The 24358-nt window shown below is 42.8% G+C and carries 25 protein-coding genes; 20 read left to right on the top strand and 5 right to left on the bottom strand.

Annotated features, from left to right (window positions below):
* The first annotated feature begins 4 nt into the window (after window positions 1-4).
* The 12 genes from rpsE (at window position 5) to NNC77_RS06685 (ending at window position 7255) form a co-directional block, all read left to right on the top strand.
* Window positions 5-517: a 30S ribosomal protein S5 gene (gene rpsE / locus NNC77_RS06630; RefSeq protein ID WP_006848819.1), complete on the top strand. Its 513-nt coding sequence runs from the start codon at window positions 5-7 to the stop codon at window positions 515-517.
* Between the two features lie 16 nt (window positions 518-533).
* Window positions 534-710 carry a 50S ribosomal protein L30 gene (rpmD, locus tag NNC77_RS06635; protein WP_254970276.1) on the top strand — a complete coding sequence of 59 codons (177 nt, stop codon included), beginning with the start codon at window positions 534-536 and terminating at the stop codon, window positions 708-710.
* Window positions 711-736: 26 nt separating this feature from the next.
* Window positions 737-1183 (top strand): 50S ribosomal protein L15, encoded by a 447-nt coding sequence (gene rplO / locus NNC77_RS06640; protein ID WP_006848817.1) that lies wholly within the window; start codon window positions 737-739, stop codon window positions 1181-1183.
* Window positions 1184-1187: 4 nt separating this feature from the next.
* The gene (secY, locus tag NNC77_RS06645; RefSeq protein ID WP_118067194.1) at window positions 1188-2525 is read left to right on the top strand and encodes a preprotein translocase subunit SecY; all 1338 of its coding nucleotides are present in this window, start codon (window positions 1188-1190) and stop codon (window positions 2523-2525) included.
* A 289-nt stretch (window positions 2526-2814) separates the two neighbouring features.
* Complete coding sequence (infA, locus tag NNC77_RS06650; RefSeq protein ID WP_006848815.1) at window positions 2815-3033, top strand: translation initiation factor IF-1; 219 nt, start codon at window positions 2815-2817, stop codon at window positions 3031-3033.
* Between the two features lie 17 nt (window positions 3034-3050).
* On the top strand, window positions 3051-3167 hold the full coding sequence (gene rpmJ, locus NNC77_RS06655) for a 50S ribosomal protein L36 (RefSeq protein ID WP_006848814.1): 117 nt from the start codon (window positions 3051-3053) through the stop codon (window positions 3165-3167).
* A 99-nt stretch (window positions 3168-3266) separates the two neighbouring features.
* Complete coding sequence (gene rpsM / locus NNC77_RS06660) at window positions 3267-3647, top strand: 30S ribosomal protein S13 (protein WP_006848813.1); 381 nt, start codon at window positions 3267-3269, stop codon at window positions 3645-3647.
* A 21-nt stretch (window positions 3648-3668) separates the two neighbouring features.
* Window positions 3669-4058 carry a 30S ribosomal protein S11 gene (gene rpsK / locus NNC77_RS06665; RefSeq protein WP_022122153.1) on the top strand — a complete coding sequence of 130 codons (390 nt, stop codon included), beginning with the start codon at window positions 3669-3671 and terminating at the stop codon, window positions 4056-4058.
* Window positions 4059-4115: 57 nt separating this feature from the next.
* Window positions 4116-4721 (top strand): 30S ribosomal protein S4, encoded by a 606-nt coding sequence (gene rpsD / locus NNC77_RS06670; protein WP_234564237.1) that lies wholly within the window; start codon window positions 4116-4118, stop codon window positions 4719-4721.
* 12 nt (window positions 4722-4733) lie between these two features.
* Window positions 4734-5729: a DNA-directed RNA polymerase subunit alpha gene (locus tag NNC77_RS06675; protein WP_006848810.1), complete on the top strand. Its 996-nt coding sequence runs from the start codon at window positions 4734-4736 to the stop codon at window positions 5727-5729.
* A 30-nt stretch (window positions 5730-5759) separates the two neighbouring features.
* Entirely contained in the window at window positions 5760-6254 is a 495-nt protein-coding gene (rplQ, locus tag NNC77_RS06680) for a 50S ribosomal protein L17 (protein WP_022122155.1), read from the top strand.
* Window positions 6255-6430: 176 nt separating this feature from the next.
* Window positions 6431-7255 (top strand): glycine zipper family protein, encoded by an 825-nt coding sequence (locus NNC77_RS06685; protein WP_234564238.1) that lies wholly within the window; start codon window positions 6431-6433, stop codon window positions 7253-7255.
* 79 nt (window positions 7256-7334) lie between these two features.
* On the opposite strand, the gene NNC77_RS06690 is transcribed toward NNC77_RS06685, so the two are convergent.
* Entirely contained in the window at window positions 7335-7952 is a 618-nt protein-coding gene (locus NNC77_RS06690) for a septal ring lytic transglycosylase RlpA family protein (RefSeq protein ID WP_254970277.1), read from the bottom strand.
* Window positions 7953-8049: 97 nt separating this feature from the next.
* Between NNC77_RS06690 and NNC77_RS06695 the strand changes: the two genes are divergently transcribed.
* The 4 genes from NNC77_RS06695 (at window position 8050) to NNC77_RS06710 (ending at window position 14794) form a co-directional block, all read left to right on the top strand.
* Complete coding sequence (locus NNC77_RS06695) at window positions 8050-11091, top strand: PEP/pyruvate-binding domain-containing protein (RefSeq protein ID WP_118079720.1); 3042 nt, start codon at window positions 8050-8052, stop codon at window positions 11089-11091.
* Window positions 11092-11370: 279 nt separating this feature from the next.
* Window positions 11371-12597 carry a sugar MFS transporter gene (locus tag NNC77_RS06700; RefSeq protein ID WP_254970278.1) on the top strand — a complete coding sequence of 409 codons (1227 nt, stop codon included), beginning with the start codon at window positions 11371-11373 and terminating at the stop codon, window positions 12595-12597.
* Window positions 12598-12859: 262 nt separating this feature from the next.
* A complete protein-coding gene (locus tag NNC77_RS06705; protein ID WP_153092348.1) occupies window positions 12860-13873 on the top strand; it encodes a class II fructose-bisphosphate aldolase in 1014 nt (337 codons plus the stop codon).
* A gap of 438 nt (window positions 13874-14311) precedes the next feature.
* Complete coding sequence (locus NNC77_RS06710) at window positions 14312-14794, top strand: hypothetical protein (protein ID WP_119228771.1); 483 nt, start codon at window positions 14312-14314, stop codon at window positions 14792-14794.
* Between the two features lie 164 nt (window positions 14795-14958).
* On the opposite strand, the gene NNC77_RS06715 is transcribed toward NNC77_RS06710, so the two are convergent.
* Window positions 14959-15765, bottom strand: a complete 807-nt coding sequence (locus tag NNC77_RS06715) for a DUF5106 domain-containing protein (protein ID WP_254970279.1) — start codon at window positions 15763-15765, stop codon at window positions 14959-14961.
* A gap of 357 nt (window positions 15766-16122) precedes the next feature.
* Here NNC77_RS06715 and NNC77_RS06720 point away from each other — a divergent pair, with 357 nt between their 5' ends.
* From NNC77_RS06720 to NNC77_RS06735, 4 genes are all read left to right on the top strand, one after another.
* A complete protein-coding gene (locus NNC77_RS06720) occupies window positions 16123-17346 on the top strand; it encodes a site-specific integrase (protein WP_254970280.1) in 1224 nt (407 codons plus the stop codon).
* The gene (locus tag NNC77_RS06725; RefSeq protein ID WP_117694884.1) at window positions 17343-17714 is read left to right on the top strand and encodes a hypothetical protein; all 372 of its coding nucleotides are present in this window, start codon (window positions 17343-17345) and stop codon (window positions 17712-17714) included. Before NNC77_RS06720 ends, NNC77_RS06725 begins: the two co-directional genes overlap by 4 nt.
* A 623-nt stretch (window positions 17715-18337) precedes the next feature.
* On the top strand, window positions 18338-20644 hold the full coding sequence (locus NNC77_RS06730; RefSeq protein WP_254970281.1) for a TonB-dependent receptor domain-containing protein: 2307 nt from the start codon (window positions 18338-18340) through the stop codon (window positions 20642-20644).
* 12 nt (window positions 20645-20656) lie between these two features.
* Window positions 20657-21331: a hypothetical protein gene (locus NNC77_RS06735; RefSeq protein ID WP_254970282.1), complete on the top strand. Its 675-nt coding sequence runs from the start codon at window positions 20657-20659 to the stop codon at window positions 21329-21331.
* A 1-nt stretch (window position 21332) separates the two neighbouring features.
* Here NNC77_RS06735 and NNC77_RS06740 read toward each other — a convergent pair whose 3' ends face one another.
* The 3 genes from NNC77_RS06740 to NNC77_RS06750 form a co-directional block, all read right to left on the bottom strand.
* On the bottom strand, window positions 21333-22091 hold the full coding sequence (locus NNC77_RS06740) for a helix-turn-helix transcriptional regulator (RefSeq protein ID WP_254970283.1): 759 nt from the start codon (window positions 22089-22091) through the stop codon (window positions 21333-21335).
* Window positions 22092-22106: 15 nt separating this feature from the next.
* The gene (locus NNC77_RS06745; protein WP_021991675.1) at window positions 22107-22802 is read right to left on the bottom strand and encodes an Abi family protein; all 696 of its coding nucleotides are present in this window, start codon (window positions 22800-22802) and stop codon (window positions 22107-22109) included.
* Window positions 22803-23390: 588 nt separating this feature from the next.
* A complete protein-coding gene (locus NNC77_RS06750) occupies window positions 23391-24350 on the bottom strand; it encodes a hypothetical protein (RefSeq protein ID WP_254970284.1) in 960 nt (319 codons plus the stop codon).
* Window positions 24351-24358: the final 8 nt, after the last annotated feature.

Here is a 24358-nt window from a genome sequence, read left to right on the forward strand (position 1 = left end):
GATTATGGCAATGGATAAAGTAAAAGTAAATAACGAAGAAGTACTTAAGGATCGCTTGGTTGCTATCAACCGTGTAACTAAGGTTACAAAGGGTGGTCGTACTTTCACATTCGCTGCTATCGTCGTTGTAGGTGACGGTAATGGCGTGATCGGCTACGGCCTTGGTAAGGCAGGTGAGGTTACTGCTGCTATCGCAAAGGGTACTGAAGCTGCTAAGAAGAACTTGGTAAAGGTTCCTGTACTCAAGGGTACTGTACCTCATGAGGTTGAAACTTCATTTGGTGGTGCTAAGGTTCTTATTAAGCCAGCTGCAGCCGGTACTGGTTTGAAGGCCGGTGGTGCTATGCGTGCAGTACTTGAGAGCGTAGGTATCAAGGATGTCATCGCTAAGTCTAAGGGTTCTTCAAATGCCCATAACCTTGTGAAGGCTACTATCGCAGCTCTTGCAGAGATGCGTGATGCTTATACTGTAGCAGGTGAGCGTGGTATCAGTATGGATAAAGTATTTAACGGTTAATTAGGAAAAATCGAATATGGCAACAATTAAAATCAAGCAGATTAAGAGTAAAATCGGTGCTCCAGTAGATCAGAAGTGTACTCTCGCTTGTCTTGGTCTCCACAAGATTTCTCAGGTTGTTGAGGTAGAGGATACTCCTAGCAACCGTGGTATGATCCGTAAGGTTCATCACCTCGTAAGTGTAGTTGATTAATTAATCTTTTTAAATTAGGAACGATTATGAAATTAAATAATTTGAAACCTGCTGCAGGTTCTACCCATTCACGTCGTCGTATTGGTCGTGGTCCAGGTTCTGGTCTCGGTGGTACTTCAACACGTGGTCATAAGGGTGCCAAGGCTCGTTCTGGTTATAAGAGAAAGATTGGTTTCGAAGGTGGTCAGATGCCATTGCAGCGTCGTGTTCCAAAGGCTGGTTTTAAGAATATCAACCATAAGGAGTACTTCGCAGTAAACCTTTCAACTCTTCAGGCTCTTGCTGAAGCAAAGAACCTTACTAAAATCGGTATTGAGGAACTTAAGGCTGCTGGCCTCACAAACGGCAAGGAGCTTGTAAAGGTTCTCGGTAACGGTGAACTTAAAGCAAAATTGGAAGTTGAAGCTAATGCTTTCTCAAAGACTGCCGAAGAAGCAATCAAGGCAGTAGGTGGTAACGCAACTATAATCTAAGTAAATGAAAAAGTTTATTGAGACACTAAAGAACTGTTGGAAGATAGAGGATCTCCGTCAGAGACTCCTCATTACTCTTCTGTTTACGGCTATTTACCGTTTTGGCTCGTTTGTGGTACTTCCAGGTATCAATCCGGGCATGTTGGAAAAACTTCAGTCGCAGACCTCTGGCGGTCTTATGTCGCTATTGGACATGTTCTCTGGTGGTGCATTTTCCAATGCATCTATCTTTGCACTCGGAATTATGCCTTATATCTCAGCTTCAATCGTTATGCAGCTTCTTGCTGTTGCTGTACCTTATTTCCAGAAGATGCAGCGCGAGGGCGAGAGCGGCCGCAAAAAAATACAATGGTATACTAGAGTCCTGACTGTGGCCATTTTGGTCTTTCAGGCTCCTAGTTACCTTTTGAATTTGAAAATGCAGGCTGCTAATGCTCTAGCCACAGGTATTAGTTGGACGGTATTCATGATACCGGCAACAATTATCTTGGCTGCAGGTAGTATGTTTATCCTTTGGTTAGGTGAGCGTATCACTGACAAGGGAGTAGGTAATGGTATCTCTCTTATTATTATGATTGGTATTATCGCCCGTTTGCCACAGGCTTTCGTTCAGGAGGTAACTTCTCGTTTGCAGGCAATTTCTGGTGGTGGTCTTATTATGTTCATTGTAGAGATTCTTATCCTTTATGCTGTAGTCTGTGCATCAATTCTTTTGGTGCAAGGTACACGTAAGATTCCTGTTCAGTATGCTAAACGCTTGGTTGGAAATAAGCAATATGGTGGTGCACGTCAGTACATCCCTTTGAAGCTTTTTGCAGCTAACGTAATGCCTATCATCTTTGCACAGGCTTTAATGTTTATTCCATTGGCGATAGTTCGCTATCAGTCTGAAAATGCTAGTAGTGTTGTTCAGCAGTTGATGGATAATCGTAGCTTGCTATATAATGTTGTTTATGTAATCTTGGTTATTGCATTTACTTATTTCTATACAGCTATTACATTGAATCCTACTCAGATGGCTGAGGATATGAAACGTAACAATGGTTTCATTCCTGGCGTAAAACCAGGAAAGGATACAGCTGAGTACATTGATACCGTAATGTCTCGTATTACTTTACCAGGTTCGTTATTTATTGCGTTTATTGCAATCATGCCTGCATTAGCAGGACTTCTCGATGTACAGCAAGCTTTCTCTCAATTCTTTGGAGGTACATCTCTATTGATTTTGGTTGGTGTTGTCATTGACACATTACAACAAGTCGAGAGTCATTTGCTTATGCGCCACTATGATGGTCTTTTGAATTCAGGCCATACGCGTCAGGGTGGTGTTGCTGCATATTAATCTTTTTCTTTTGAAATGAGAAATTTCTGAAGACAGAAGATGAAATTATTCAGAGTGCAGTTTTACTTCATCTTCAAGTAAAGCTGACTTGAATTTACTATATTTTGTGAGACGACTCTCCATTTGGATAGGTAATTCCTCATCCACTTGGAGAGCCTTTTCCCGCTAATATGTCATCTAATTATGATTTTTATCTGATAGTGATGGCACAAAGTTGCTCGAAAAGATAAAGCACAATTTTATCTTCATTCGTAGAAGTTTAACATTAAGAAGGACAAATATTTATATTATGGCAAAACAAGCCGCTATTGAGCAAGATGGAACAATTGTAGAAGCATTGTCAAATGCGATGTTCCGAGTAGAATTAGAGAATGGAGTTGACATCACAGCTCATATCTCTGGTAAGATGAGAATGCATTACATCAAGATTTTACCTGGTGATAAGGTAAAGGTGGAGATGAGCCCATATGACCTTACCAAAGGTAGAATTGTTTTTAGATACAAATAATAATCATATATAAGGTTATGAAGACAAGAGCATCATTAAAGAAGCGTTCAGCTGACTGTAAGATCGTTCGTCGTAAAGGTCGTCTGTTCGTTATCAACAAGAAGAACCCTAAGATGAAATTACGTCAGGGTTAATGTTAAAGTATTGTAAAAGTGCCGTTATTTCAAAAAATAGTTGTACTTTTGCACCGCTTTAAACGAAAGGTATTAATTTTTTAATTATTTATTTAAACAATGGCAATAAGAATTGTTGGAGTAGATTTGCCCCAGAATAAGCGTGGCGAAATCGCATTGACCTATATCTACGGTATTGGTCGAAGTAGTTCAGCAAAGATATTGGATAAGGCCGGTGTAAACCGTGACCTGAAGGTTAGCGAGTGGTCTGATGACCAGGCAGCTAAGATCCGTGAAATTATCGGCGCTGAGTTCAAAGTTGAAGGTGATCTCCGTTCAGAGATCCAGATGAACATTAAGCGACTGATGGATATTGGTTGCTATCGTGGAGTTAGACATCGTAATGGTCTTCCAGTTCGCGGTCAGAGCACAAAGAATAATGCTCGTACACGTAAGGGTAAGAAGAAGACTGTTGCTAATAAGAAGAAGGCTACTAAGTAATTCTGAAGGAGGAAATTAATTATGGCAAAGCAAAAAGCAACATCTAAGAAGAGAAATGTACGCGTTGACGCTATCGGTCAGCTTCACGTTCATAGCTCATTCAATAACATTATTGTATCTCTTGCTAACAATGAGGGTCAGATTATTTCTTGGTCTTCTGCTGGTAAGATGGGTTTCCGTGGTTCTAAGAAGAATACTCCTTATGCTGCTCAGATGGCTGCAGAGGATTGTGCAAAGGTCGCTTTTGATCTTGGTCTTCGTAAGGTTAAGGCTTATGTTAAGGGTCCAGGTAATGGTCGTGAGTCTGCTATCCGTGCTATTCACGGTGCAGGTATCGAGGTTACTGAAATCGTTGACGTAACTCCATTACCACACAATGGTTGCCGTCCTCCAAAGCGTCGTCGTGTATAACGCTTGAGGTTAGCATTATTAATTAAGATACAAACAATATAGCATTTATATAATATTATGGCTAGATATATAGGTCCGAAATCTAAAATTGCGCGTCGTTTTGGTGAGCCAATCTTCGGCGCTGACAAAGTTTTGTCCAAGAGAAACTTCCCTCCTGGACAGCATGGCAACAACCGTCGTCGTAAGATGTCTGAGTACGCTGTCATGTTGGCAGAGAAGCAGAAAGCTAAGTACACTTATGGTGTATTAGAGCGTCAGTTCCGTAATATGTTTGATAAGGCTGCTAAGGCTGATGGTATTACTGGTGAGGTTCTTCTTCAGAATCTCGAGTGCCGTCTTGATAACGTTGTATTCCGTCTTGGTATCGCTCCAACACGTGCAGCTGCGCGTCAGTTGGTTGGTCACAAGCACATCGTTGTTGATGGTAAGGTAGTTAATATCCCTTCATTCGCAGTTAAGCCTGGTATGGTTGTTGGTGTTCGTGAGAAGTCTAAGTCTCTCGAGGTTATCGAAGCAGCTCTTGCAGGTTTCAATCATAGCAAGTACCCATGGATTGAGTGGGACGATAATTCAAAGAGCGGTAAGTTCTTGCACAAGCCAGAGCGTGCCGACATTCCAGAGAATATTAAGGAGCAGTTAATCGTTGAGTTGTACTCTAAATAAATCATTACATTAATGGCGATATTAGCATTTCAAAAACCTGATAAAGTAGTAATGTTAGAGGCTGATAACAAGTTCGGAAAGTTTGAATTCCGTCCTTTGGAGCCTGGCTTCGGTGTTACCATTGGTAACGCCTTGCGCCGCATTCTCCTTTCATCATTGGAGGGTTATGCTGTTAACACTATCCGCATTGCGGGTGTTGAGCATGAGTTCTCTTCAGTTCCTGGTGTAAAGGAAGATGTTACTAACATTATCTTGAATCTCAAACAAGTTCGATTCAAGCAAGTAGTAGAAGAATTCGAGAATGAGAAAGTTAGTATCACCGTTGAGAATTCTACAGAATTCAAAGCAGGTGATATCGGTAAGTATCTGACTGGATTTGAAGTGTTAAACCCTGATTTGGTGATTTGTCATTTAGATGCCAAAGCTTCGATGCAGATCGATTTGACTATTAATAAGGGACGCGGTTATGTTCCTGCTGATGAGAATCGTCAATTCTGCACTGACGTTAACGTTCTCCCAATCGATTCCATCTACACCCCTATCCGTAATGTAAAGTACGCTGTAGAACCATATCGTGTTGAGCAAAAGACCGACTATGATAAGCTCGTACTTGAAATTACAACAGATGGTTCCATTAGTCCAAAGGATGCACTGAAAGAGGCTGCGAAGATCCTTATTTATCACTTCATGCTCTTCTCTGATGAGAAGATTACTCTTGAGACTCAGGATCAGGAGAGCAATCAGGAGTTTGATGAAGAGGTTCTTCATATGCGCCAGTTGCTTAAGACTCGTCTCGTAGACATGAATCTTAGTGTTCGTGCCCTCAACTGCTTGAAGGCAGCTGATGTTGAGACTCTTGGTGATTTGGTTCAGTTTAACAAGACTGACCTCTTGAAGTTCCGCAACTTTGGTAAGAAATCGCTCTCAGAGCTTGATGATTTGCTCGAGAGTCTGAATCTGTCTTTTGGAACTGATATTTCAAAGTATAAATTAGACAAGGAATCTTAAAGGTTCGTAGTCCAAAAAGCAAAAACAAAAATGAGACATAATAAGAAATTCAACCATTTAGGTCGTACTGCTTCTCATCGTAACGCGATGTTGGCTAACATGGCTTCATCACTTATCTTGAGCGAGCACAAAAGAATCACTACGACCCTCGCAAAGGCAAAGGCTCTTAAGAAGTATGTTGAGCCATTGATTACTCGTTCTAAGAACGATACAACAACTTCACGTCGTGTAGTTTTCCGTTATCTTCAGAATAAGTATGCTGTTAAGGCTCTCTTCGGTGAGGTAGCTGAGAAGGTAGCTAACCGTCCAGGTGGTTACACTCGCGTAATCAAGTTGGGTACCCGTCAGGGTGATGCAGCTGAGATTGCTTTCATCGAGCTCGTTGACTTTGATGAGAATATGGCTAAGACTCAGAAGGCTGCTGCTAAGAAGACTCGTCGTAGTCGTAAGGCAACAAAGGCTGAAGAGGCTCCTGTAGCTGAGACTGAGGCTCCTGCAACTGAGGAGGCTCCAAAGGCTGAATAATTTTCAATCATCTCAGATAAATTTAGCGTCCTTGTCTTGACAAGGGCGCTTTTTTTGTCCCTTTTTCAAAACTATCTGCTCTTTTAGGGTTTTTCCTAATCATTATTAGGGATTTTTTTGCTTTTGTTCTTTTAGTTCTTTGTATCTTTGCAGCAGAAATTTAAAGCTTAATGAAGATGAAAAAGATTATGCTTTTTGTAGCTTGCTCTTCTTTGCTGTTGAGTAGCTGCGATACTTATACGGGAAGTGGTGCTTATGCTGGTGCCACATTTGGTTCTATTCTTGGTTCTGCTATCGGTGGCTTGTCTGGTGGTCCTAGAGGTTCTGATATGGGTACTATCATTGGCATGGCTGGTGGTGCTGCCGTTGGAGCGGCCATTGGTAGTCAGGCTGACCAGAAATCCCAGCAGCAAAGAGAATCTGTTTATCGAGATAGATCACACCGTGATCAACACTCTTATCAGGATGGAGTTTATCAGCACTCTTCACCTGTTTATTCCAATGACGAAATCTTTGATTCAACTAATTCTGGTGATGATAGGATTTATGATTTCAATGATAGGGATTATACAGGAAGTTATAGTGCTCAGCAGCCTGTAGCTACTATTCCTAGTTCTACTCTGGAAGAACTGGGGCAGAATTATGCTTATTCATCCTCTTTGGAAATAATGAATGCTCGTTTTGTAGATTCAAATGAGGACAATACTTTGAATCGGAATGAAACAGCCAAGGTTATTTTTGAAATCCGAAATAACGGAGCTCACACGTTGTATGATGTAGTTCCTACCGTTATTGAGACTACCGGCAATAAGCATATTTTCATATCTCCAAGTGTTCATGTAGAAAGTATTGCTCCTGGTCATGTGATTCGATATACGGCAATGGTCAAGGCTGATAACCGTTTGAAGAATGGTACTGCTTGTTTCTGTGTTTCAGTTATACAAGGCGGTAAGACAATTTCCAAGGTTAATCAGTTTGATATTCCGACAAAATCCAGATAAGATTCCTGTATGATAATGAAATGTATGATAGTATCTTATTTTAGGATTCTGTTATAAATAAAAAAGGTAAAGGCGAGAATCAATGATGATTCTCGCCTTTACTTTTTGCTTTATCTGTATTTTGCTTTTTTAGTTCAGCCTTTGTTACCTCTTTGCTTTTATGGTGCTCTGTTTTATTTATTACCTTTGAAGCAATTTTATTTGTTTCTTTTTTACTGCTGTGATGATTTTCCTTATTCCTGTTAGGAGTTCCCCACTTGTTTGGAAATTCATATTCCGTTTCAGCCACTTCGAAATCAACCTTAGGCAATTTTGTGTCCTCTGGTTTGTAAGGAATCGGGTTTTCCACCCTTTCAACTTTTACAGTCGCTACGCCTTGTGCAATCATACCAATTTCTTTTGCAGCCTTCCATGATAGGTCGATGATTCTACCTCTTCCAAACGGCCCTCTGTCGATGACTTTTACGATAGTACTCTTGCCATTGCTAAGGTTTGTAACCTTGAGGTGCGTTCCGAAGGGATAAAACCGATGTGCACATGTTAAACTGTCATGATGTATTCTCTGGCCGCTTGCAGAGCGGGCACCTGTTGCTCTTTTAGAGTAATATGATGCCTTGCCGTGTTGGTGCTTTTGTCCGTAGCATGGAACCAGGCTGAATATAGCCAAGATGGCTGTGATGAAAGATTTTGTAACCATATCTTCATATTTTATGGCACAAATATAAAAAAAAATGTTGAAAGATGCAAGTAAATCTCAGAAAATCAGTATCTTTGCACAAACTTTAACTTCATTTATGGAAAATAATATACCTCAGGAGTGGAATAAATTCTACTTGAAAGACGTATCGTTTGTGAATCTGATGATGCGCCGTATCTACAATGTACTGATTGTAGCCAATCCTTACGATGCGTTCATGCTTGAAGATGATGGACGTATCGAAGAGAAGATATATAATGAATATATGGAGCTGGGTCTCCGCTATCCGCCAACCTTTACTCAAGTTTCTACTACCGAAGAGGCTGCTGCCGTGCTGCGTTCTACCGTCATAGATCTGGTGATTTGCATGCCTGGCAATGCTGATAATGATGCCTTCGACGTAGCGCGCGACATCAAGGGTAAGTTTCCCAATATCCATTGTGTTGTTCTTACGCCTTTCTCTCATGGTATTACCAAGCGTATGCAGAATGAAGACTTGAGTATCTTCGATTATGTCTTCTGCTGGCTTGGCAACACCAATCTTATTCTTTCTATCATCAAGCTGATAGAGGATAAGATGAATCTTGAACATGACATACAGGAAGCAGGCGTGCAGATGATTCTCCTGGTAGAAGATTCTATCCGTTTCTATAGTTCTATATTGCCTAATCTCTATAATTATATATTGGAGCAGAGCAAGAACTTTTCTCAGGAGGCTCTGAACCGGCATGCGGCTACCATGCGTATGCGTGGCCGTCCTAAGGTGGTCTTGGCTCGTACTTACGAGGAAGCCCAGAAACTGTATGATAAGTATTCTGATAACACGTTGGGTGTAATCAGCGATGCACGTTTCCCGTTAAAGAGTGCTGCCAAAGCTTTTGGTAATGAGGTGATGCCTGAAGAGAAGCCTAAGCATCGTACAGATACTTTCGGTCGCGAGAAGTGTCCGGATGCTGGTTTGCAACTCTTCCGTTATATCAGGAAGAATGATCCTTTCGTTCCGCTTATCATAGAAAGTTCTGAAAGTGAGAACCGTGCGAAGGCAGAGGCAGAAGGTTTCCGCTTTGTTGACAAGAACTCGAAGAAGATGAGCGTAGATCTTCGCCGTCTGATGGAAGAGCACATGGGCTTTGGCGATTTCATATTCCGTGATCCTAAGACTCATGAGGAGATTATGCGCATTCATAGTTTGAAGGAATTGCAGGATAACATCTTCAATATTCCTAACGATTCCATGCTCTATCATATCAGCCGCAACCACATGAGCCGTTGGCTTTGTGCTCGTGCCATCTTCCCTGTATCTGCTTTCCTGAAGCATGTTACCTGGGAGAAATTACAGGATGTAGATGCTCACCGACAGATTATCTTCGATGCTATCGTGCAGTATCGTCACATGAAAAACATCGGTGTAGTGGCTGTTTTCGACCGCATGAAGTTTGACAAGTATGCCCACTTTGCCCGTATCGGAGAAGGCTCCCTGGGCGGAAAGGGTAGAGGTCTTGCATTCCTCGACAACATCATCAAGCGCCATCCTGAGTTCAACCAGTATGAGAATGCCACCGTGCAGATTCCGAAGACCGTGGTGCTCTGTACCGATATCTTCGACGAGTTCATGATGAGCAACAATCTCTATCCGATAGCTTTGAGTGATGCTAGCGACGATGAGATTCTGAAGCACTTCCTGCATGCCCAGCTGCCCGATTCGCTGATAGCCGACTTTTTCACCTTCTTTGAGGCAACCAGGAGTCCTATCGCAATCCGTTCAAGTTCGCTGCTCGAAGATGCCCACTATCAGCCGTTTGCCGGTATTTATTCTACCTATATGATTCCGTATCTGGAAGATAAGTATCAGATGCTGCAGATGCTGGCCTGTGCCATTAAGGGTGTCTATGCTTCTGTGTTCTATCGCGACTCGAAGGCTTACATGACCGCAACGAGCAATGTCATCGATCAGGAAAAGATGGCTGTTATCTTGCAGCAGGTTGTGGGTAAAGACTATGGTACAAGATTTTATCCTACCATGAGCGGTGTGCTCCGTTCGCTCAATTACTATCCGATAGGTGATGAAGAGGCAGAAGAGGGTATAGCCAGTCTGGCCTTGGGCTTGGGTAAATATATCGTAGATGGAGGTCAGACCCTGCGTGTTTGTCCTTATCATCCGAATCAGGTGCTCCAGACATCGGAAACTGAGCTGGCTCTGCGCGACACCCAGACCCAGTTCTATGCGCTGGATATGAAGCATGTAGGCAATGATTTCAAGGTGGATGATGGCTTTAATATTCTTAAACTTCGGGTGAAGGATGCCGTAGAAGACCAGAGCCTTACCTATATCGCATCTACTTTCGATCCATACGATCAGGTCATCAATGATGGAGTCTATGAGAATGGCCGCAAACTGATAACCTTCTCAAGTGTGCTCCAGCATGGAGTGGTGCCTTTGCCAGAGATACTGCAGATGTCGATGAAGTATGGAGCAGGGGCTATGCGCAGACCTGTGGAGATAGAGTTTGCCTGCAATATCAATAATGACAGGACTTGCGAATTCTATCTTCTTCAGATTCGTCCTATCGTCGATGCCAAGGAGATGCTTGATGAAGATGTGAAGGCTATCCCTGATTCCGACTGCCTGTTGCGTTCGCACAATTCGCTGGGTCATGGCATCAGCGAAGATGTGGTTGATGTGGTTTATGTGAAGTATGATGACCACTTCTCTGCGATGAATAATTTTTATGTAGCCGATGATATAGAACGAATCAACCGCAAGTTCCTTGCTGAAGGCAAGAACTATGTGCTGATAGGTCCTGGCCGTTGGGGTTCCAGCGACCATTATCTGGGTGTACCTGTAAAGTGGCCGCATATCAGCGCTGCCCGGGTTATCGTAGAGGTGGCTCTGAAGAATTACAATATCGATCCTAGTCAGGGTACTCACTTCTTCCAGAACCTCACCTCTTTTGGCGTGGGATACTTTACGGTAGATACAAATACCGGTGAAGGCGGCTTTGTAAATAAGGAAATCCTGGATGCCATGCCGGCTGTAGAGGAGACGCAATATGTCCGTCATGTGCGCTTTGAGCACCCGATGAGAATTCTGATGGATGGTAAGAAGCAGGAGGGAGCCGTCTTGATTCCGAAGGAATGACGGGAAGAGTTGTCTCAGAATAGACATCAGAAACGTTCTATTTCTAGTTAAAGATGTATTTACAGTAGAATGAAATCTTCGTTCATCGACGCTGAATGTCCGTTCAGCGACGTTGAACCGCCGTTCATCGACGCTGAACCGCCGTTCAACGTCTATGAACGGAGATTTCATCTGATAGTAAAGACAATTATATTTGATATAAACAACAAATAATCCTGGGAAAGTTTGGAATTTCCATCGAAAAGCCTTACCTTTGTTCCCAGCTAAAATGAATGCCTTATGAATATGTTAACAGAACAACAGACAGATACAAATCAGACAACCGACAGGAAATATCTTGTCCCATTCATTCTCATTACGTCGCTCTTCTTTTTGTGGGGCTTCGCTCGTGCCATTCTGGATGTACTCAACAAGCACTTCCAGAATGCTCTGCACATCAGTATTACTCATTCCGCCCTTATTCAGGTTACTACCTATCTGGGTTATTTCCTGATGGCAATACCTGCTGGCTTTTTTATCAACCGGTATGGTTATCGCCGTGGAGTAGTCTTCGGTCTGCTCCTCTTTGGTATTGGCGCTTTGCTCTTTATCCCGGGTGCTGCGGTGGGCAGTTTCTCTGCATTCCTGCTCTGCCTTTTCATTATCGGGTGCGGTTTGGTGTTTCTGGAAACAGCCGCCAATCCCTATGTTACCGAACTGGGTGCCAAGGAAACTGCTACCAGCCGACTGAACTTATCGCAGTCGTTTAATGGATTGGGTGGCATTTTCGCCACACTTTGCATCGGTCAGTTCCTCTTCAACCAGACCGAAGAGGGCGGCAATGTGGTGGTGCCTTATACCATTCTGGGTATTCTGGTTTTGGTGATAGCTCTGGTTTTCTCGCGTGTAGATTTACCGGAAATCAGTCATGTGGCAACAGCAGAAGATGAGGCAGCCGGTTCTAATATCAGCAAACTCTTTTCCCATCACAAGATGTTCGTGTTTGGACTTCTGGCTTTGCTGAGCTATGAAGTGGCAGAGATTTCAATCAATTCCTATTTCATCAATTTCGTAACGGGCATGAAATGGATGGACGACCGCACGGCTTCCGTAACCCTGACTTGTGCGCTGGCATTCTTTATGGTAGGCAGATTCCTCGGTTCCTGGATTATGCGCCGAATCAAGGCAACAACGATGTTGCTGATCTGCGCTGTGGGGTGTGTTGTCTGTATACTTTTAGTCCTGTCAAATCTGGGTAAGCTATCGCTGGTAGCCCTGCTTTGCAACTATATGTTCGAGGCCATCATGTTCCCTACCATCTTCAGTATCGCCCTCACGGGTTTGGGCAACCTTACCAAGACAGCCTCTTCGCTTCTGATGATGACGCCAATCGGAGGTTGCGGCTTCCTGTTGATGGGACTCATCGCCGACCGTACTCATTTCACGCTTCCTTTCCTGGTACCGCTCGTAGGATTTGTCATCGTTCTGGCTTATGCGGCTCGTGAATATAAACTTGCCAAGAAGTAACTGGCGGTTGGGCAGAAAGATGTAAATATAAAGATGTTAAATTGCTAACTGCGTTTAGCAAAAACTTTGTGTTTTGTAGGGTATTGGTGCGGAATTAACTTTTTTAACTCGATTGCAACACGAAAAATCGAATTATCATTTTGCTGTCTCAAAAGAAAAAGGTAAATTTGCACTCGGTAAGGAAAGAGCCTCATAAGTTCTACACCTTATTATATATAAGAAAAAAAAGAATGTTTCATTAAACAATAAATTAAGTAAAATTATGGCAGTAGATTACAAGAAAATCGGTCTTGTGAACACTAAGGAGATGTTTGCAAGAGCTATCAAGGGCGGTTGGGCCGTTCCTGCTTTCAACTTTAACAACTTGGAGCAGCTCCAGGCTATCATCCAGGCTTCTTCTAACTTGAAGTCACCAGTTATCCTCCAGGTATCTAAGGGTGCTCGTAAGTATGCTAACCCTACATTGCTCCGCTACTTGGCAGAGGGCGCTGTAGAGTATGCTAAGGAGTTGGGTTGCAACCATCCTGAGATCGTTCTTCACCTCGATCACGGTGATAGCTTCGAGACATGTAAGAGCTGTGTAGATTTCGGCTTCTCTTCTGTAATGATCGACGGTTCTGCACTTCCATACGAGGAGAACATTGCATTGACAAAGAAGGTTGTTGATTACGCTCATCAGTTCGGTGTAACTGTAGAGGGTGAGCTCGGTGTCCTCGCTGGTGTTGAGGATGACGTAGTTGCTGAGGAGTCTCACTATACAAAGCCTGAGGAGGTTGTAGATTTCGCTACACGTACAGGTGTTGATTCATTGGCTATCTCTATCGGTACTTCTCACGGTGCTTACAAGTTCAAGCCAGAGCAGTGCACACGTGACCCTAAGACTGGTCACCTCGTTCCTCCTCCATTGGCATTTGACGTATTGGCAGCAGTTGAGGAGCAGCTTCCTGGTTTCCCTATCGTTCTCCACGGTTCTTCTTCAGTTCCTCAGGAGTATGTTGATATCATCAACAAGTTCGGTGGTAAGTTGCCAGATGCAGTTGGTATCCCAGAGGAGCAGTTGACTAAGGCTTCTGAGAGCGCTGTTTGCAAGATCAACATCGACTCTGACTCTCGTCTTGCTTTCACAGCAGGTGTTCGTGAGACATTGGCTGAGCACCCAGAGTACTTCGACCCACGTCAGTACTGCGGTAAGGCTCGTGAGTACATGGTTGACCTCTATAGCCACAAGATTAAGGATGTTCTTCATTCTGACAACAAGTTGGCTAACCTCGACTAAACTTCGAGATTTTACAACACAAGATATAAGCGGGAATCCGAAAGGGTTCCCGCTTTTGTTTTATCCCCTTTTTTCTCGCAATCATACAATCTGTCAGCAAGTAATGCATATTGTGCACGATAACATGAAGATCTTTACATTATTTAACCAAGAAAACTTGCATCCTATTGACTTTTTTCCTATATTTGCAATGTTCAAACGAAAGAACAGGACATGTAAGAGGGGTATAAGCCCTATAGTAAATGATAAGCAATAGTAAATGATAACCAATAGTAAATGATATCACTCCTCCCAACATATCATTTGTGTAATTGTAAAAGATGATTTAAACCGAAAGGTGTTTGTTTTTAAAAGCATCGGATGGTAATGGCCGAAAGGCTGGAATCTGAAGATGACTGGTTTAAATGATAATGAAAACAATTAGTAAATGGTATAACTATGAAGAAGTATTTTATGATGGTCATCGCTATGACTATGATGACAATAGGATTTGTAAGTTGCAGTGCATCTGACGATGAAATGGGTGAAACAGTTAGTCGCGTTACCACCGATGAGTCAGGTTTCTCTTTGCTCAGCTATTCCATGACTGCGGGCTCTGCCGTAAGCGAGGAGTCTAACAGTAAGGCTGAGAATGATGAGAAGTTGGTTTGCAAGGTTCTTCCGGGTGGTCAGCTGATGCTGACTCATAAGAATGTAATCTTCGACCAAGGTACAAATATCAAGTTTGCAACTCAGTTGGTTGGCAAGAAGTTAATCATTACCGAAACAGGTGATTATGGAAAGTCTGGTCAGTATGGTTATTATACGCTTGTTGCCAAGGTAGGAACAGTTAAGGATGGTGACTATGTGGTTGTTGTAATGCGCAATAATCACGCCCGTGAGGAGTTCAAGTTGAAGTATGACTCTTCCCGAGCTAATTAAGATACATATAAATAGTAAAATGCAATTCAGATATATAATAAATGATATGAAGTTACAATTATAATGAATGGTATGTTGATATATAATATACGAAGTTAAGACAAATGATAGTAAATGATATGTTTATTCAATAAGAGATGTCGCTTCTTTCGACCAGTCTAGTTTTACTTTCTGTTTTCATTTCCCCGTAACGTTTCCATGAGCTGTTCCGGTGTACAGTCTTTTAATATCACCTTATTCTCTTTATCCAACAGGTAAATGGTTGGCATGGCTTTGAGCCCGTAAATCGTGCTCAATCGGTTATCTGCTACTATGCGGAGCAGACTGAAGCCGGCTGGTATTGTCTGCTTGTCGAGCCATGCAGATATCTTGTGGCAGTTCTCGCAGTCAGGATCGTAGAAATATAAGATAACCTTCTTTTCCCGGTAATCGCTCAACTGATGAGGCTTACCGTCTTCCAGCATAAAACTGATATTGGTAGCCTGTGTGCCAGGCAAGTTCTTTCTTGCCTGTTTCAGTTTAAATTCTATTCTTTCTTTCTCGGTTACATCGAAGTATGGCGATTTAGCCATGTCTTCCAGAAATAGGGCGTATACCCTGTCGTTGCGCATGGGCGACTCAGGGTTCTCATAATAATGCTCGATGAGGCTTTCAAACTTCTCTTTAGATGGCTTCTGCCGGTAAGCTTTGGCTGTAAAGGCAGCAATACCCTTCTGGGCTATTTCCTGGTCGAAACGTGCCAGAATATCGATGAAGTTGACAAAGCCCTGTTCTGCCATCTCCTTGTTTGCCAGTTCCAGGGTGTCGGAAAAGTTGAAGTTGTCCCAATAGTGCTCACTCAGGTATGTTGCGCGTTGCTCTACGCTGCGCAGACTGTCTGGCAGAGCAGGGTATGGGAAACTGTTCTGAGCCTTGGTTGGGGCTAAGGCTCCAACCAGCATGAAGAAACTGAGGAATATGAATCTTGCCATCATCTTTATATTGGAATTAATAATATTACTAACGGGTGCAAAATTACAAAATAAAATTGAAAGTGGCAAGGTTTTTTATATAAAAAGAACGCCTAAAAAGGCAAAAAATAGCAAAATAGAGCATTTGGTTTGAGTTTCAAGTGGTTGTGGCAGTCGTTGGCTTTAGTTGGCAGTGACAAGGAAATGAGGAAAAAGCAGATTAGAGAAGTAGAAACGCTTTCAAATCATTACCCAATGGAAACGCCCTAATAAGCATTTTTAACGGTGGCGGTTCAATCTTCTCCATTCTGCGTAAGTTTTGGTTTTGCCATGCAACTCTCATAGTTTAATTTTGCACCGAACAAAAAAGTAAGAATTATGAGATGCACTTTCAAGACAGTCTTCTATGTAAATGGAAGCAAGGAGAGAAACGGAATTGTCCCTATCATGGGACGTGTGACAATCAACGGAACTATCGCACAGTTCAGTTGCAAGCAGAGCGTTACCAAGGCTATCTGGGATGCCAAGGGCAACAGAGCCATAGGCAAGAGTAAGGAAGCCAAGGAAGTGAATTTTGCGCTCGACAACATCAAGGCTCAAATCGCCAAGCATTACCAACGACTTTCCGACCGTGAGGCGTTCGTTACCGCTGAAATGGTGAGAAACGCCTATCAAGGCATAGGCACCGAATACGAGACCTTGCTCAGAGCTTTCGACAAGGAGAACGCCGCCTTTGCCAAGCGTGTGGGTAAGGACAGGGCAAAGACAACTTACAACAAGTATCTTGTGGTGAGAAAGTACGTTGCCGAGTTCATCAAGTATCAGTACAAGCGCAGCGATATGTCCATGAATGAGCTTACCGAGGAGTTTATCCGTGACTATTGCCTTTACTTGAAAAATGTGGTAGGGCTTGCGCAGTCCTCCATTTGGATTTACTCCATACCTCTGAAACATATCGTTACGGCGGCACACTACAACGGCAAGATACCGAGAAATCCGTTTGCCATGTACCACGTTGATCCAGACCACAAGGAACGTGAGTTCTTGACCTTGGACGAGCTTACCGCCATGACTGAGATAAAGTTGGAAGACCCCAACATGGCATTTGCGAGAGACCTTTTTATCTTTGGCAGTTGGACAGGTATAGCTTTCATCGACATCAAGAACTTGACGGAAGATAACATCAGCATGGTAAACGGTGCTCCTTGGATAGTGTCCAAGCGTCAGAAGACAGGCGTACCGTTCCAAATCAAGCTGATGGATATTCCTATGCAGATTGTTGAGAGATACAAGTCTTTCAGAAAAGACAACCACTTGTTCAATATCGGTAATCTTGACAGCATTAACAAGCGCATCAAGAAAGTTGCTGCAATGTGTGGTATAAAAAAGCGTGTATCATTTCATGTCTCACGTCATAGTTGGGCAGTTTTAGCCTTGGAGTATGGTATGCCGATAGAGAGCGTGAGCAAGATTCTTGGTCACACGAATATCACCACAACACAGATATACGCCAAGGTGACAAGCACAAAACTTGACCATGACATATCTGTCTTTGAAAGTCGAATCAAGGGGCATTTGCCTGTAATGGGAGGAATGGCATGAAACGGACTGTAATCACCGTGGATGGCAATGGAAGGCTTTCCATTCCGTCCAACTTGGAGGACTTGTGGATGAGTGAGAGTGAGTTGATTGATATGCTTTATATCACTGCCCCGAAACTCACTGCTGTGATACGAGCTATATATAAAGAAGGTATGTTGTCTATGTCGGAAGTCCAACGAAGGGAAGAACTTTCCAAGGGTATTTGGCAAACGTTGTATGGATTCCCTATGGTTGTTGCCATTTGCTTCCGGCTAAACTCTAATGGTGCGGCACAACTTCGTGATGCCATCATCAAGAGATTGTACGGAGCAAAAGAGAAAACAAACATTGTCTTGCAACTCTATGGAGGGACTAATTCCTTTAGTTGAGAATGGTCGCTTTTTTGACGCTTCGATGATTCGCTGTCGTATTGACTTATTGACGTACTGATTCATTGTCGTATGGAAGTGCAGTTGCAATTTGATAAAGAAGTATCCATGCAAAGAAGTGTGTAAGCATATATGCATTGATGCCATACGTTTTACATTTTTATCGTATGACATATAAAACGTATGACATGCAGGAATACATTTTTGTTCATCCCGAGGAATGGCATTCAAGGAAAACTCATTCTTCGGGATTTTTTTCGTTTTCATCCTTTAGCATAAAGAAAATGAGCCGTTCCTTGGAGGCTTTGCGCCTCCAGCCACTGGGCGAACCTCCGCAGTGTTTTCAATGGTATTAGATTTACTCTTGCCAAAACATGGTGTCCATAAAGACACAGCAAGGTATGTTTTGAGTTACTCAAAACCTTTCGAGTTACTCTCGAAAATAAATGTAGATTTTCTTCCAAAGTCAGAAAATCAAGCAACATGTGTATCGTTTCTCCCTCTTAACATACACAAAAGTGTAATTTTTCTGCCCATCACCTCAGAAATACACTTTTGTGTCAAAGTCTTTTTAAGTCATGTCCTTACTTTTGCACTCAGAAAAATCCATAATATAAAAAGTTATGAAAAAGAAAATGATTATTACAGCCTTGTGCATCTCGGCAATGACTCCGATGATGGCACAGAATATCACGGGAAAAGTAGTGGATGTCAAGGGTGAGCCTTTAGCTTTTGCCAATGTTGTGCTTTTGAACCGACAAGACTCTGCTTTCGTCAAGGGAGCAGTGAGTGGAAATGATGGACGCTTCTCCATCGACTCTTCATGCAATGGCGGAATCATCAAGGTGACATCCGTAGGCTATAAGACAATCTGCAAGGATTGCACAGGCGAGAATGTAGGCATCATCAAGATGGAAGAAGACAGTAAGATGCTCGGCGAAGTGGTGGTGAAATCATCACGCCCCGTTACTGCCATCAAAGGCAATGCCTTGGTTACGACTGTAGCCAACTCCCAACTTTCTCATGCTGGCACAGCAAATGATGTGTTGCGCCAAGTGCCAATGGTTACAGGAAGAGACGGCAACTTCGAGGTGTTTGGCAAGGGTACACCACTTATCTATATCAATGGGCGTGTCGTACAAGACAAAAACGAGCTTGCACAACTCAACTCACAAGACATCAAGAATGTGGAAGTCATCACCAATCCTGGTGCCAAGTATGATGCTTCGGTCAAGTCTGTCATTCGTATTCGTACCAAACCATCGCAAGGTGAAGGCTTTGGTGGAACACTTCGTGCCCAAAATGGTTTCCGACACTATTTTTCGAGCATGGAGCAAGCAAACTTGAAATATCGTAAAGGAGGCTTGGAACTATTCTCCAATCTCAATTATTATACCGGCAAATTCTATAGCTATGGAGTCACGGACCTGGAAACGAAAGCTTCTACCAATTGGCTTCAGAACATAGAAAGCATCGGTCGTATGCGAAACAATGAGTTCTTCGGCAAGTTTGGATTGTCATGGATGCTCAATGAGCATCATTCCATTGGCGCTTATTATGTGAATGGAGTGGGACTGCAAAAGGAACATCCTGATTATAAAACCACTTCGTATGCAGATGGAACTCTGAAAGATATGGTTTCCACCGTAGGACTCAACAGGACACATGCCATGCCTAAGCATCATGCCAATATCTATTACAATGGAGAAGTGGGCAAACTTGGCGTTGACTTCAACATGGACTACATGTGGAGAAAAAAGCGCAAGACTTCCAATCTGTCGGAGATAAACCTCAACAATGAGGACAATTCGATTACATCCAATGGTATCGGGCACTCACGAATGTTTGCCGAGAAGCTGGTTTTGAGCTATCCTCTGTGGAAAGGACAACTTGAAGTGGGCAATGAGTACACCGCCTCACAGACATTGAATGATTTCAACATCAATATGGCTACTATCGGAAATAGCAACACCAAGAGCGATGAGAAAAACATGGCTGGTTTTCTCTCCATAGGTCAGCAGTTCGGAAAAGTTGCCGTAGAGGCAGGGCTTCGTTACGAGCATGTCAACTTCAAATACACGGAAAATGGGCAACTCAAGGAAGACCAAAGCAAGACTTACAACAACGTTTTCCCTTCTTTGTCTATTTCTACAGAGATTGGAAAAACGCAATTATCATTGAGCTACACAAGCAAGACTCAACGTCCATCATACGATGACCTTGACGGAACAGTCAGCTATGTCAATCGCTTGACCTTGGAAAGTGGAAATCCTTACCTATCCCCTATGAAGATTCATTCTGTGGAGTTGATGGGTGCATGGAAGCAATTCTTTGCGAAGATTTCATACGAACATAGAAAGGATGCCTTTATCCAGACTACGAAATCGTATTGCGAGGACGGAGAGGTGAAATTGATCACCATGGAGAACACTCCAAAGATAGATGAACTACAAGCATTTGTTGGCGCACAATTTAAGGTTGGCATTTGGGAACCAAAAGTGAATGCTGGCATCATCAAACAGTGGTTCACAGGCGAGTATATGGGTGAACGCAAATCCTTTAGCAATCCTTTGGGAATCGTACAGTTCCAAAATGCTATCCATCTGCCTGGAGACATTTGGATGAACATCGATATGGAATGGAATAGCCGTGGCAACAAGGACAACATGAAACTCGGTTCTTCCTCGTACCTCAATGCCAAACTTTACAAGGCTTTCTGGAAAAATCGTTTCTCCGTGTCGCTTGAAGCCAATGACATTTTCAACAAGAGCTACCGTAATGTTACATTCTACAACAAGGATGTTACACTTAGGCAAAACATGACAAGTGATACTCGTGCCTTGCTCTTGACATTGCAGTACAACTTCAATACTTCAAGAAACCGATATAAGGGTAAAGGTGCAGGTAATGAGGAAATAAACCGTTTCTAATCTCTCAACGATATGAATAATCAAGTTAATGTTATGATAGCAGGTGCAGACATGGGAGGCTTGATAGCTTCCTGTGCCTTGCACTATGACTTCCAGAATCGTCTTCTGCAAGAAGATAGATTCCGAATCTCTCGTCTCGAAAAGAACACGCTGACGATGGAAGATGTGGAGCAATGTGATTTGTCGGGGGTAGAATATGTCGTGAATGCCACGCTGCACGATACAGAAGCCTCGTTTGCCTTCGATGAGAAATGCAAGAAGCAGGGCATTCCTGTCATCCATGCCGTCAACCTTGGCAAGGCAGCTTTCCTCGCCGTGGGAAAACCGAAAGGCTATCCTTTCAGCGAGGTAAAAAAGCGAAATTCAGATGAGGGTTCTATTGGGAAGCATGAAGAGGATTCTATCGAAAAGAATGAAGATAGGATTGCTCTTGATAGTTGGAATGCCGATATATTCCAAAGAAAGCTTGGCAAGTACATCTCGCAGTATGGTATGTTTTGGCAGAAGCCTGTACCTTGGATAGACGAAGCCATCAAGAACTATTCAGAGAAATCTTTCCCACAACTGAGCATTGGGGCATATATTGCCGCAGGCTATTGCGTGAATATCCTTTGCAGACTTGCGGAAGGCAAGGAGGTAAAGTATTTCCCTAAGTTCTATCTCTCGCCACTGCTGGAAGAGGTATAGTTTATATCATCTGATAGTTGACCGCATGGAATAGAGCCTCTGCAATGTTCTTCACACCCAATTTGGCGAAGAGGCTTCGCTTGCAAGCCTTGATGGTATCCACCGACTTGCACACTCTATCGGCAATTTCATTCATCGTATAGCCTTGGGCAGACAGTCTCAAAACTTCTCTCTCAGCCTCGCTCAAGGTTATACATTCTTTCCTCTCCCACTTGTGGCGGTCTGTGGAATACTCGAAATACCCACGCTCGCCATTCTTCTGCATGATGATATGTCCTGGCTCATCGGTCGCCGCCAACGAAACGGTGCAGAAGGCAAGCCATATCCTGCCGTCATCGGAAAGGAGAATCGGGTTGAGATGATGATGAATCAGTCGGCTATGCTTGCCGTTGGTTAGATGGAAATCATACGATATGGTATATTCCAGCCGGTCTTCCACAGGCAGTTCGTTGAATAGGTCGAAACCTTTCTTGTTTACTTCCAACAACATCTGCAAGTCTTGCTCTGGCACATGGTCGATATACATCTGATAGCCAGCATCCAAGAGTTGCTCAGGTTGCAAGCCGCAGAGATACGCCAGGTTATCAGAGGCATAGATGAAACCCTGGTGGAAGTAGTCAATGATATAGACGCACTGGTAGGTGCTGCGAGCAAAAGCCTTTGCCGTATTCACCAACAATTCTATCTTGTCGTAATCCTCCTTCGCTATGTGATTTACCTCATTGGAATGGAGGAAGAAGTCATTTTTGTCGTTGCTCATAAGCAGACTCTATAATTACACTTTTAAACTATTTATCTTGGCACAGACACTTTGCACATGGTCAAGTCCATAAAGCATTGAATGTGAATCAATGCCCATCCACGAAAACAAGGTTTGAATTTTCTGGTATTCGTTGATAATGTAACTTGTATCAATCTCAGCCTCATGAAGTCTAAAGCATATCGGTTCGTGATGAGCAATTCTGTTTCGCAGACTGTTCACCTTGTCAAGTTCATTGAAAATGTAGGTGTTGTTGTATTGAACAGCAGCCGATGAGCGAGGTTTGTTAGGAAAAGCCCTCAATAGACATTGTCCTGTTGCACGATATTGTAGTGAAGAATACATATATTTCCAAACTCCAAATTCCATTTCGGCAATCAGCTTGGAATGAGAATAGTTACCTTGTCTATTCAAACGGTTGTATGCCTTTTCTATGATTTTCCGTGTTTCGTTCATGCGCCCATTGGAGAATATTCCATTGTCTTGAACGGAATCTTTCAACCAATCCTCTCCCAAGCTCGGCACTAAAAGGCTATCTATCGCATTACGCAAAGCAACTTCAAAACAACTAACGATAGTGAACATCTCCTGCGACAAGCGCAAGTTGTAACGATACAAAGCCATAGCCTTGCGAGTGTCACCATTCGCAGCATCTTTGTATCTCTGTATTCGTTTGGCAGACAAAATCCGCTCAAATTCTAAATATTCCATAAATATTTGTTCGTTTACTTGGTTGTAACAAGAAAAAACACTATCTTTGTAGCGTTGATTCCCGGTAGCCTCTGATTCGTCAAGCTATCGGGTCTTGTTTTTTATACAATTTGCCTACAAAAATACATTTTTTTCTGCGATTACGATTAAACCACATTATATAATTACAGAAAATTAACCGTAAAAAGTTGCTAAAAGTCCTTGCTGTTTCGTATTATTATTGTATTTTTGCAACCCGAAAAGAGTTGTTTGACAGCAAACCTATGAAGATTGCATAAATTAGAACTGTTGCCAAATCATTACCTCCATTAAGGTAAAAAACTCATAAATAGCTCATTTTAAGTTATTCGGCAGATTTTAGCGTAATTTTATCAAAAAAAAAAAGCCGCGGAACTATAGAAGGTGAGATCACCTCGGCAACTACAGTTCCAACGACCAGTCTAGTTTAATTTATTGGTTCCCGCATTCTATTTGTATAGTAAATGATAATTATTTTATTACCTATTTCATTGATATTTGGGGGCATTTAAATTTTGAAACGATATGCGCCCCGATACAGATATATGAACTAAACTTTTCTAATACTTACTACTGATAGGTGATTTCATACTCCTTTGCTTGTCCTTGATTGGCATTGTCCATCTTCACGTAGTAGGTAGCATTGCCAGTAGCGTTTTGATGAACGTTTTTCAAGTTCAAGGAATATGTCTTGCCGGCTTCACCAGCCTTGAATACATACCAGCAGTCCCAGGTCTTGTTAAGCTCCCTTGTAGAACTGTACTCTATGTCACAGCCCTCGGGAACTACATCGCCCGATGCAAACTTCACGGTTACTGGAAGCAACTCCTTCGGGTAGTTGGCGGGAACGGTAAACTTAAACTCTGCCTCAGCATTTGCATTTGTTCCGATGTTGGCAGGAGCGTTTACCTGATACTGCACCTCGTTGATGCTGTAGAGATGGATATTGATGCTCAATCCATGCTTTTTGGTATCGTAGAGGTGGATGGTTCCTTCTCGCCAGTTATCATCAACGATTCCCAGGTTGTATGTGATGGTACCAGTGCCCGTTTTTGTTGCAGAATCATACGTGTAGCTTGAAACCACAGGCTGGGCATCCGCTGCGTATGCCAGATTTTCTGTCCATATTGCCTTGAAAGCTGACGCCTGCTTGCTGGCAGCGTCATTACCTTTATAGGTAAAGCTGATTTCCTGCTTTGTGCCTTCGCCCGAATGCACAAATTTATAGGTTCCACCTTCAATTTTCAGCTCGTCATCGCCATTAGAAACCCCTGGTACGATTTGCTGTATGGTAATCCATGGATTGTTGACAGGAGCACTTTTCAATGCCTCCTGAAGATTGCTATATCCTCTGTTTTCATCCAGCTTGTCTATGATGATTTTATATTCATAGTTTCGCTTGATTTGGTATGGCTTGTTGCTTGCATCTTGCAGGTATATCAGATAATACTTTCCGTTGTGCCCCATAAGAACTTTTGAAGGTTCTGAAGGCAGGTTGGCATCTTCGTATACGCCCGTAGGGTTAAACATCTGGGTGG

The organism is Segatella copri (assembly GCF_024330485.1).
GTDB classification, from domain to species: domain Bacteria; phylum Bacteroidota; class Bacteroidia; order Bacteroidales; family Bacteroidaceae; genus Prevotella; species Prevotella copri_L.

Bases quoted from the DNA above. Each gene is read 5' to 3' on its own strand.
- rpsE (WP_006848819.1), top strand. From the start codon at position 5: ATGGCAATGGATAAAGTAAAAGTAAATAACGAAGAAGTACTTAAGGAT.
- rpmD (WP_254970276.1), top strand. From the start codon at position 534: ATGGCAACAATTAAAATCAAGCAGATTAAGAGTAAAATCGGTGCTCCA.
- rplO (WP_006848817.1), top strand. From the start codon at position 737: ATGAAATTAAATAATTTGAAACCTGCTGCAGGTTCTACCCATTCACGT.
- secY (WP_118067194.1), top strand. From the start codon at position 1,188: ATGAAAAAGTTTATTGAGACACTAAAGAACTGTTGGAAGATAGAGGAT.
- infA (WP_006848815.1), top strand. From the start codon at position 2,815: ATGGCAAAACAAGCCGCTATTGAGCAAGATGGAACAATTGTAGAAGCA.
- rpmJ (WP_006848814.1), top strand. From the start codon at position 3,051: ATGAAGACAAGAGCATCATTAAAGAAGCGTTCAGCTGACTGTAAGATC.
- rpsM (WP_006848813.1), top strand. From the start codon at position 3,267: ATGGCAATAAGAATTGTTGGAGTAGATTTGCCCCAGAATAAGCGTGGC.
- rpsK (WP_022122153.1), top strand. From the start codon at position 3,669: ATGGCAAAGCAAAAAGCAACATCTAAGAAGAGAAATGTACGCGTTGAC.
- rpsD (WP_234564237.1), top strand. From the start codon at position 4,116: ATGGCTAGATATATAGGTCCGAAATCTAAAATTGCGCGTCGTTTTGGT.
- NNC77_RS06675 (WP_006848810.1), top strand. From the start codon at position 4,734: ATGGCGATATTAGCATTTCAAAAACCTGATAAAGTAGTAATGTTAGAG.
- rplQ (WP_022122155.1), top strand. From the start codon at position 5,760: ATGAGACATAATAAGAAATTCAACCATTTAGGTCGTACTGCTTCTCAT.
- NNC77_RS06685 (WP_234564238.1), top strand. From the start codon at position 6,431: ATGAAAAAGATTATGCTTTTTGTAGCTTGCTCTTCTTTGCTGTTGAGT.
- NNC77_RS06690 (WP_254970277.1), bottom strand. From the start codon at position 7,952: ATGGTTACAAAATCTTTCATCACAGCCATCTTGGCTATATTCAGCCTG.
- NNC77_RS06695 (WP_118079720.1), top strand. From the start codon at position 8,050: ATGGAAAATAATATACCTCAGGAGTGGAATAAATTCTACTTGAAAGAC.
- NNC77_RS06700 (WP_254970278.1), top strand. From the start codon at position 11,371: ATGAATATGTTAACAGAACAACAGACAGATACAAATCAGACAACCGAC.
- NNC77_RS06705 (WP_153092348.1), top strand. From the start codon at position 12,860: ATGGCAGTAGATTACAAGAAAATCGGTCTTGTGAACACTAAGGAGATG.
- NNC77_RS06710 (WP_119228771.1), top strand. From the start codon at position 14,312: ATGAAGAAGTATTTTATGATGGTCATCGCTATGACTATGATGACAATA.
- NNC77_RS06715 (WP_254970279.1), bottom strand. From the start codon at position 15,765: ATGGCAAGATTCATATTCCTCAGTTTCTTCATGCTGGTTGGAGCCTTA.
- NNC77_RS06720 (WP_254970280.1), top strand. From the start codon at position 16,123: ATGAGATGCACTTTCAAGACAGTCTTCTATGTAAATGGAAGCAAGGAG.
- NNC77_RS06725 (WP_117694884.1), top strand. From the start codon at position 17,343: ATGAAACGGACTGTAATCACCGTGGATGGCAATGGAAGGCTTTCCATT.
- NNC77_RS06730 (WP_254970281.1), top strand. From the start codon at position 18,338: ATGAAAAAGAAAATGATTATTACAGCCTTGTGCATCTCGGCAATGACT.
- NNC77_RS06735 (WP_254970282.1), top strand. From the start codon at position 20,657: ATGAATAATCAAGTTAATGTTATGATAGCAGGTGCAGACATGGGAGGC.
- NNC77_RS06740 (WP_254970283.1), bottom strand. From the start codon at position 22,091: ATGAGCAACGACAAAAATGACTTCTTCCTCCATTCCAATGAGGTAAAT.
- NNC77_RS06745 (WP_021991675.1), bottom strand. From the start codon at position 22,802: ATGGAATATTTAGAATTTGAGCGGATTTTGTCTGCCAAACGAATACAG.
- NNC77_RS06750 (WP_254970284.1), bottom strand. From the start codon at position 24,350: ATGTTTAACCCTACGGGCGTATACGAAGATGCCAACCTGCCTTCAGAA.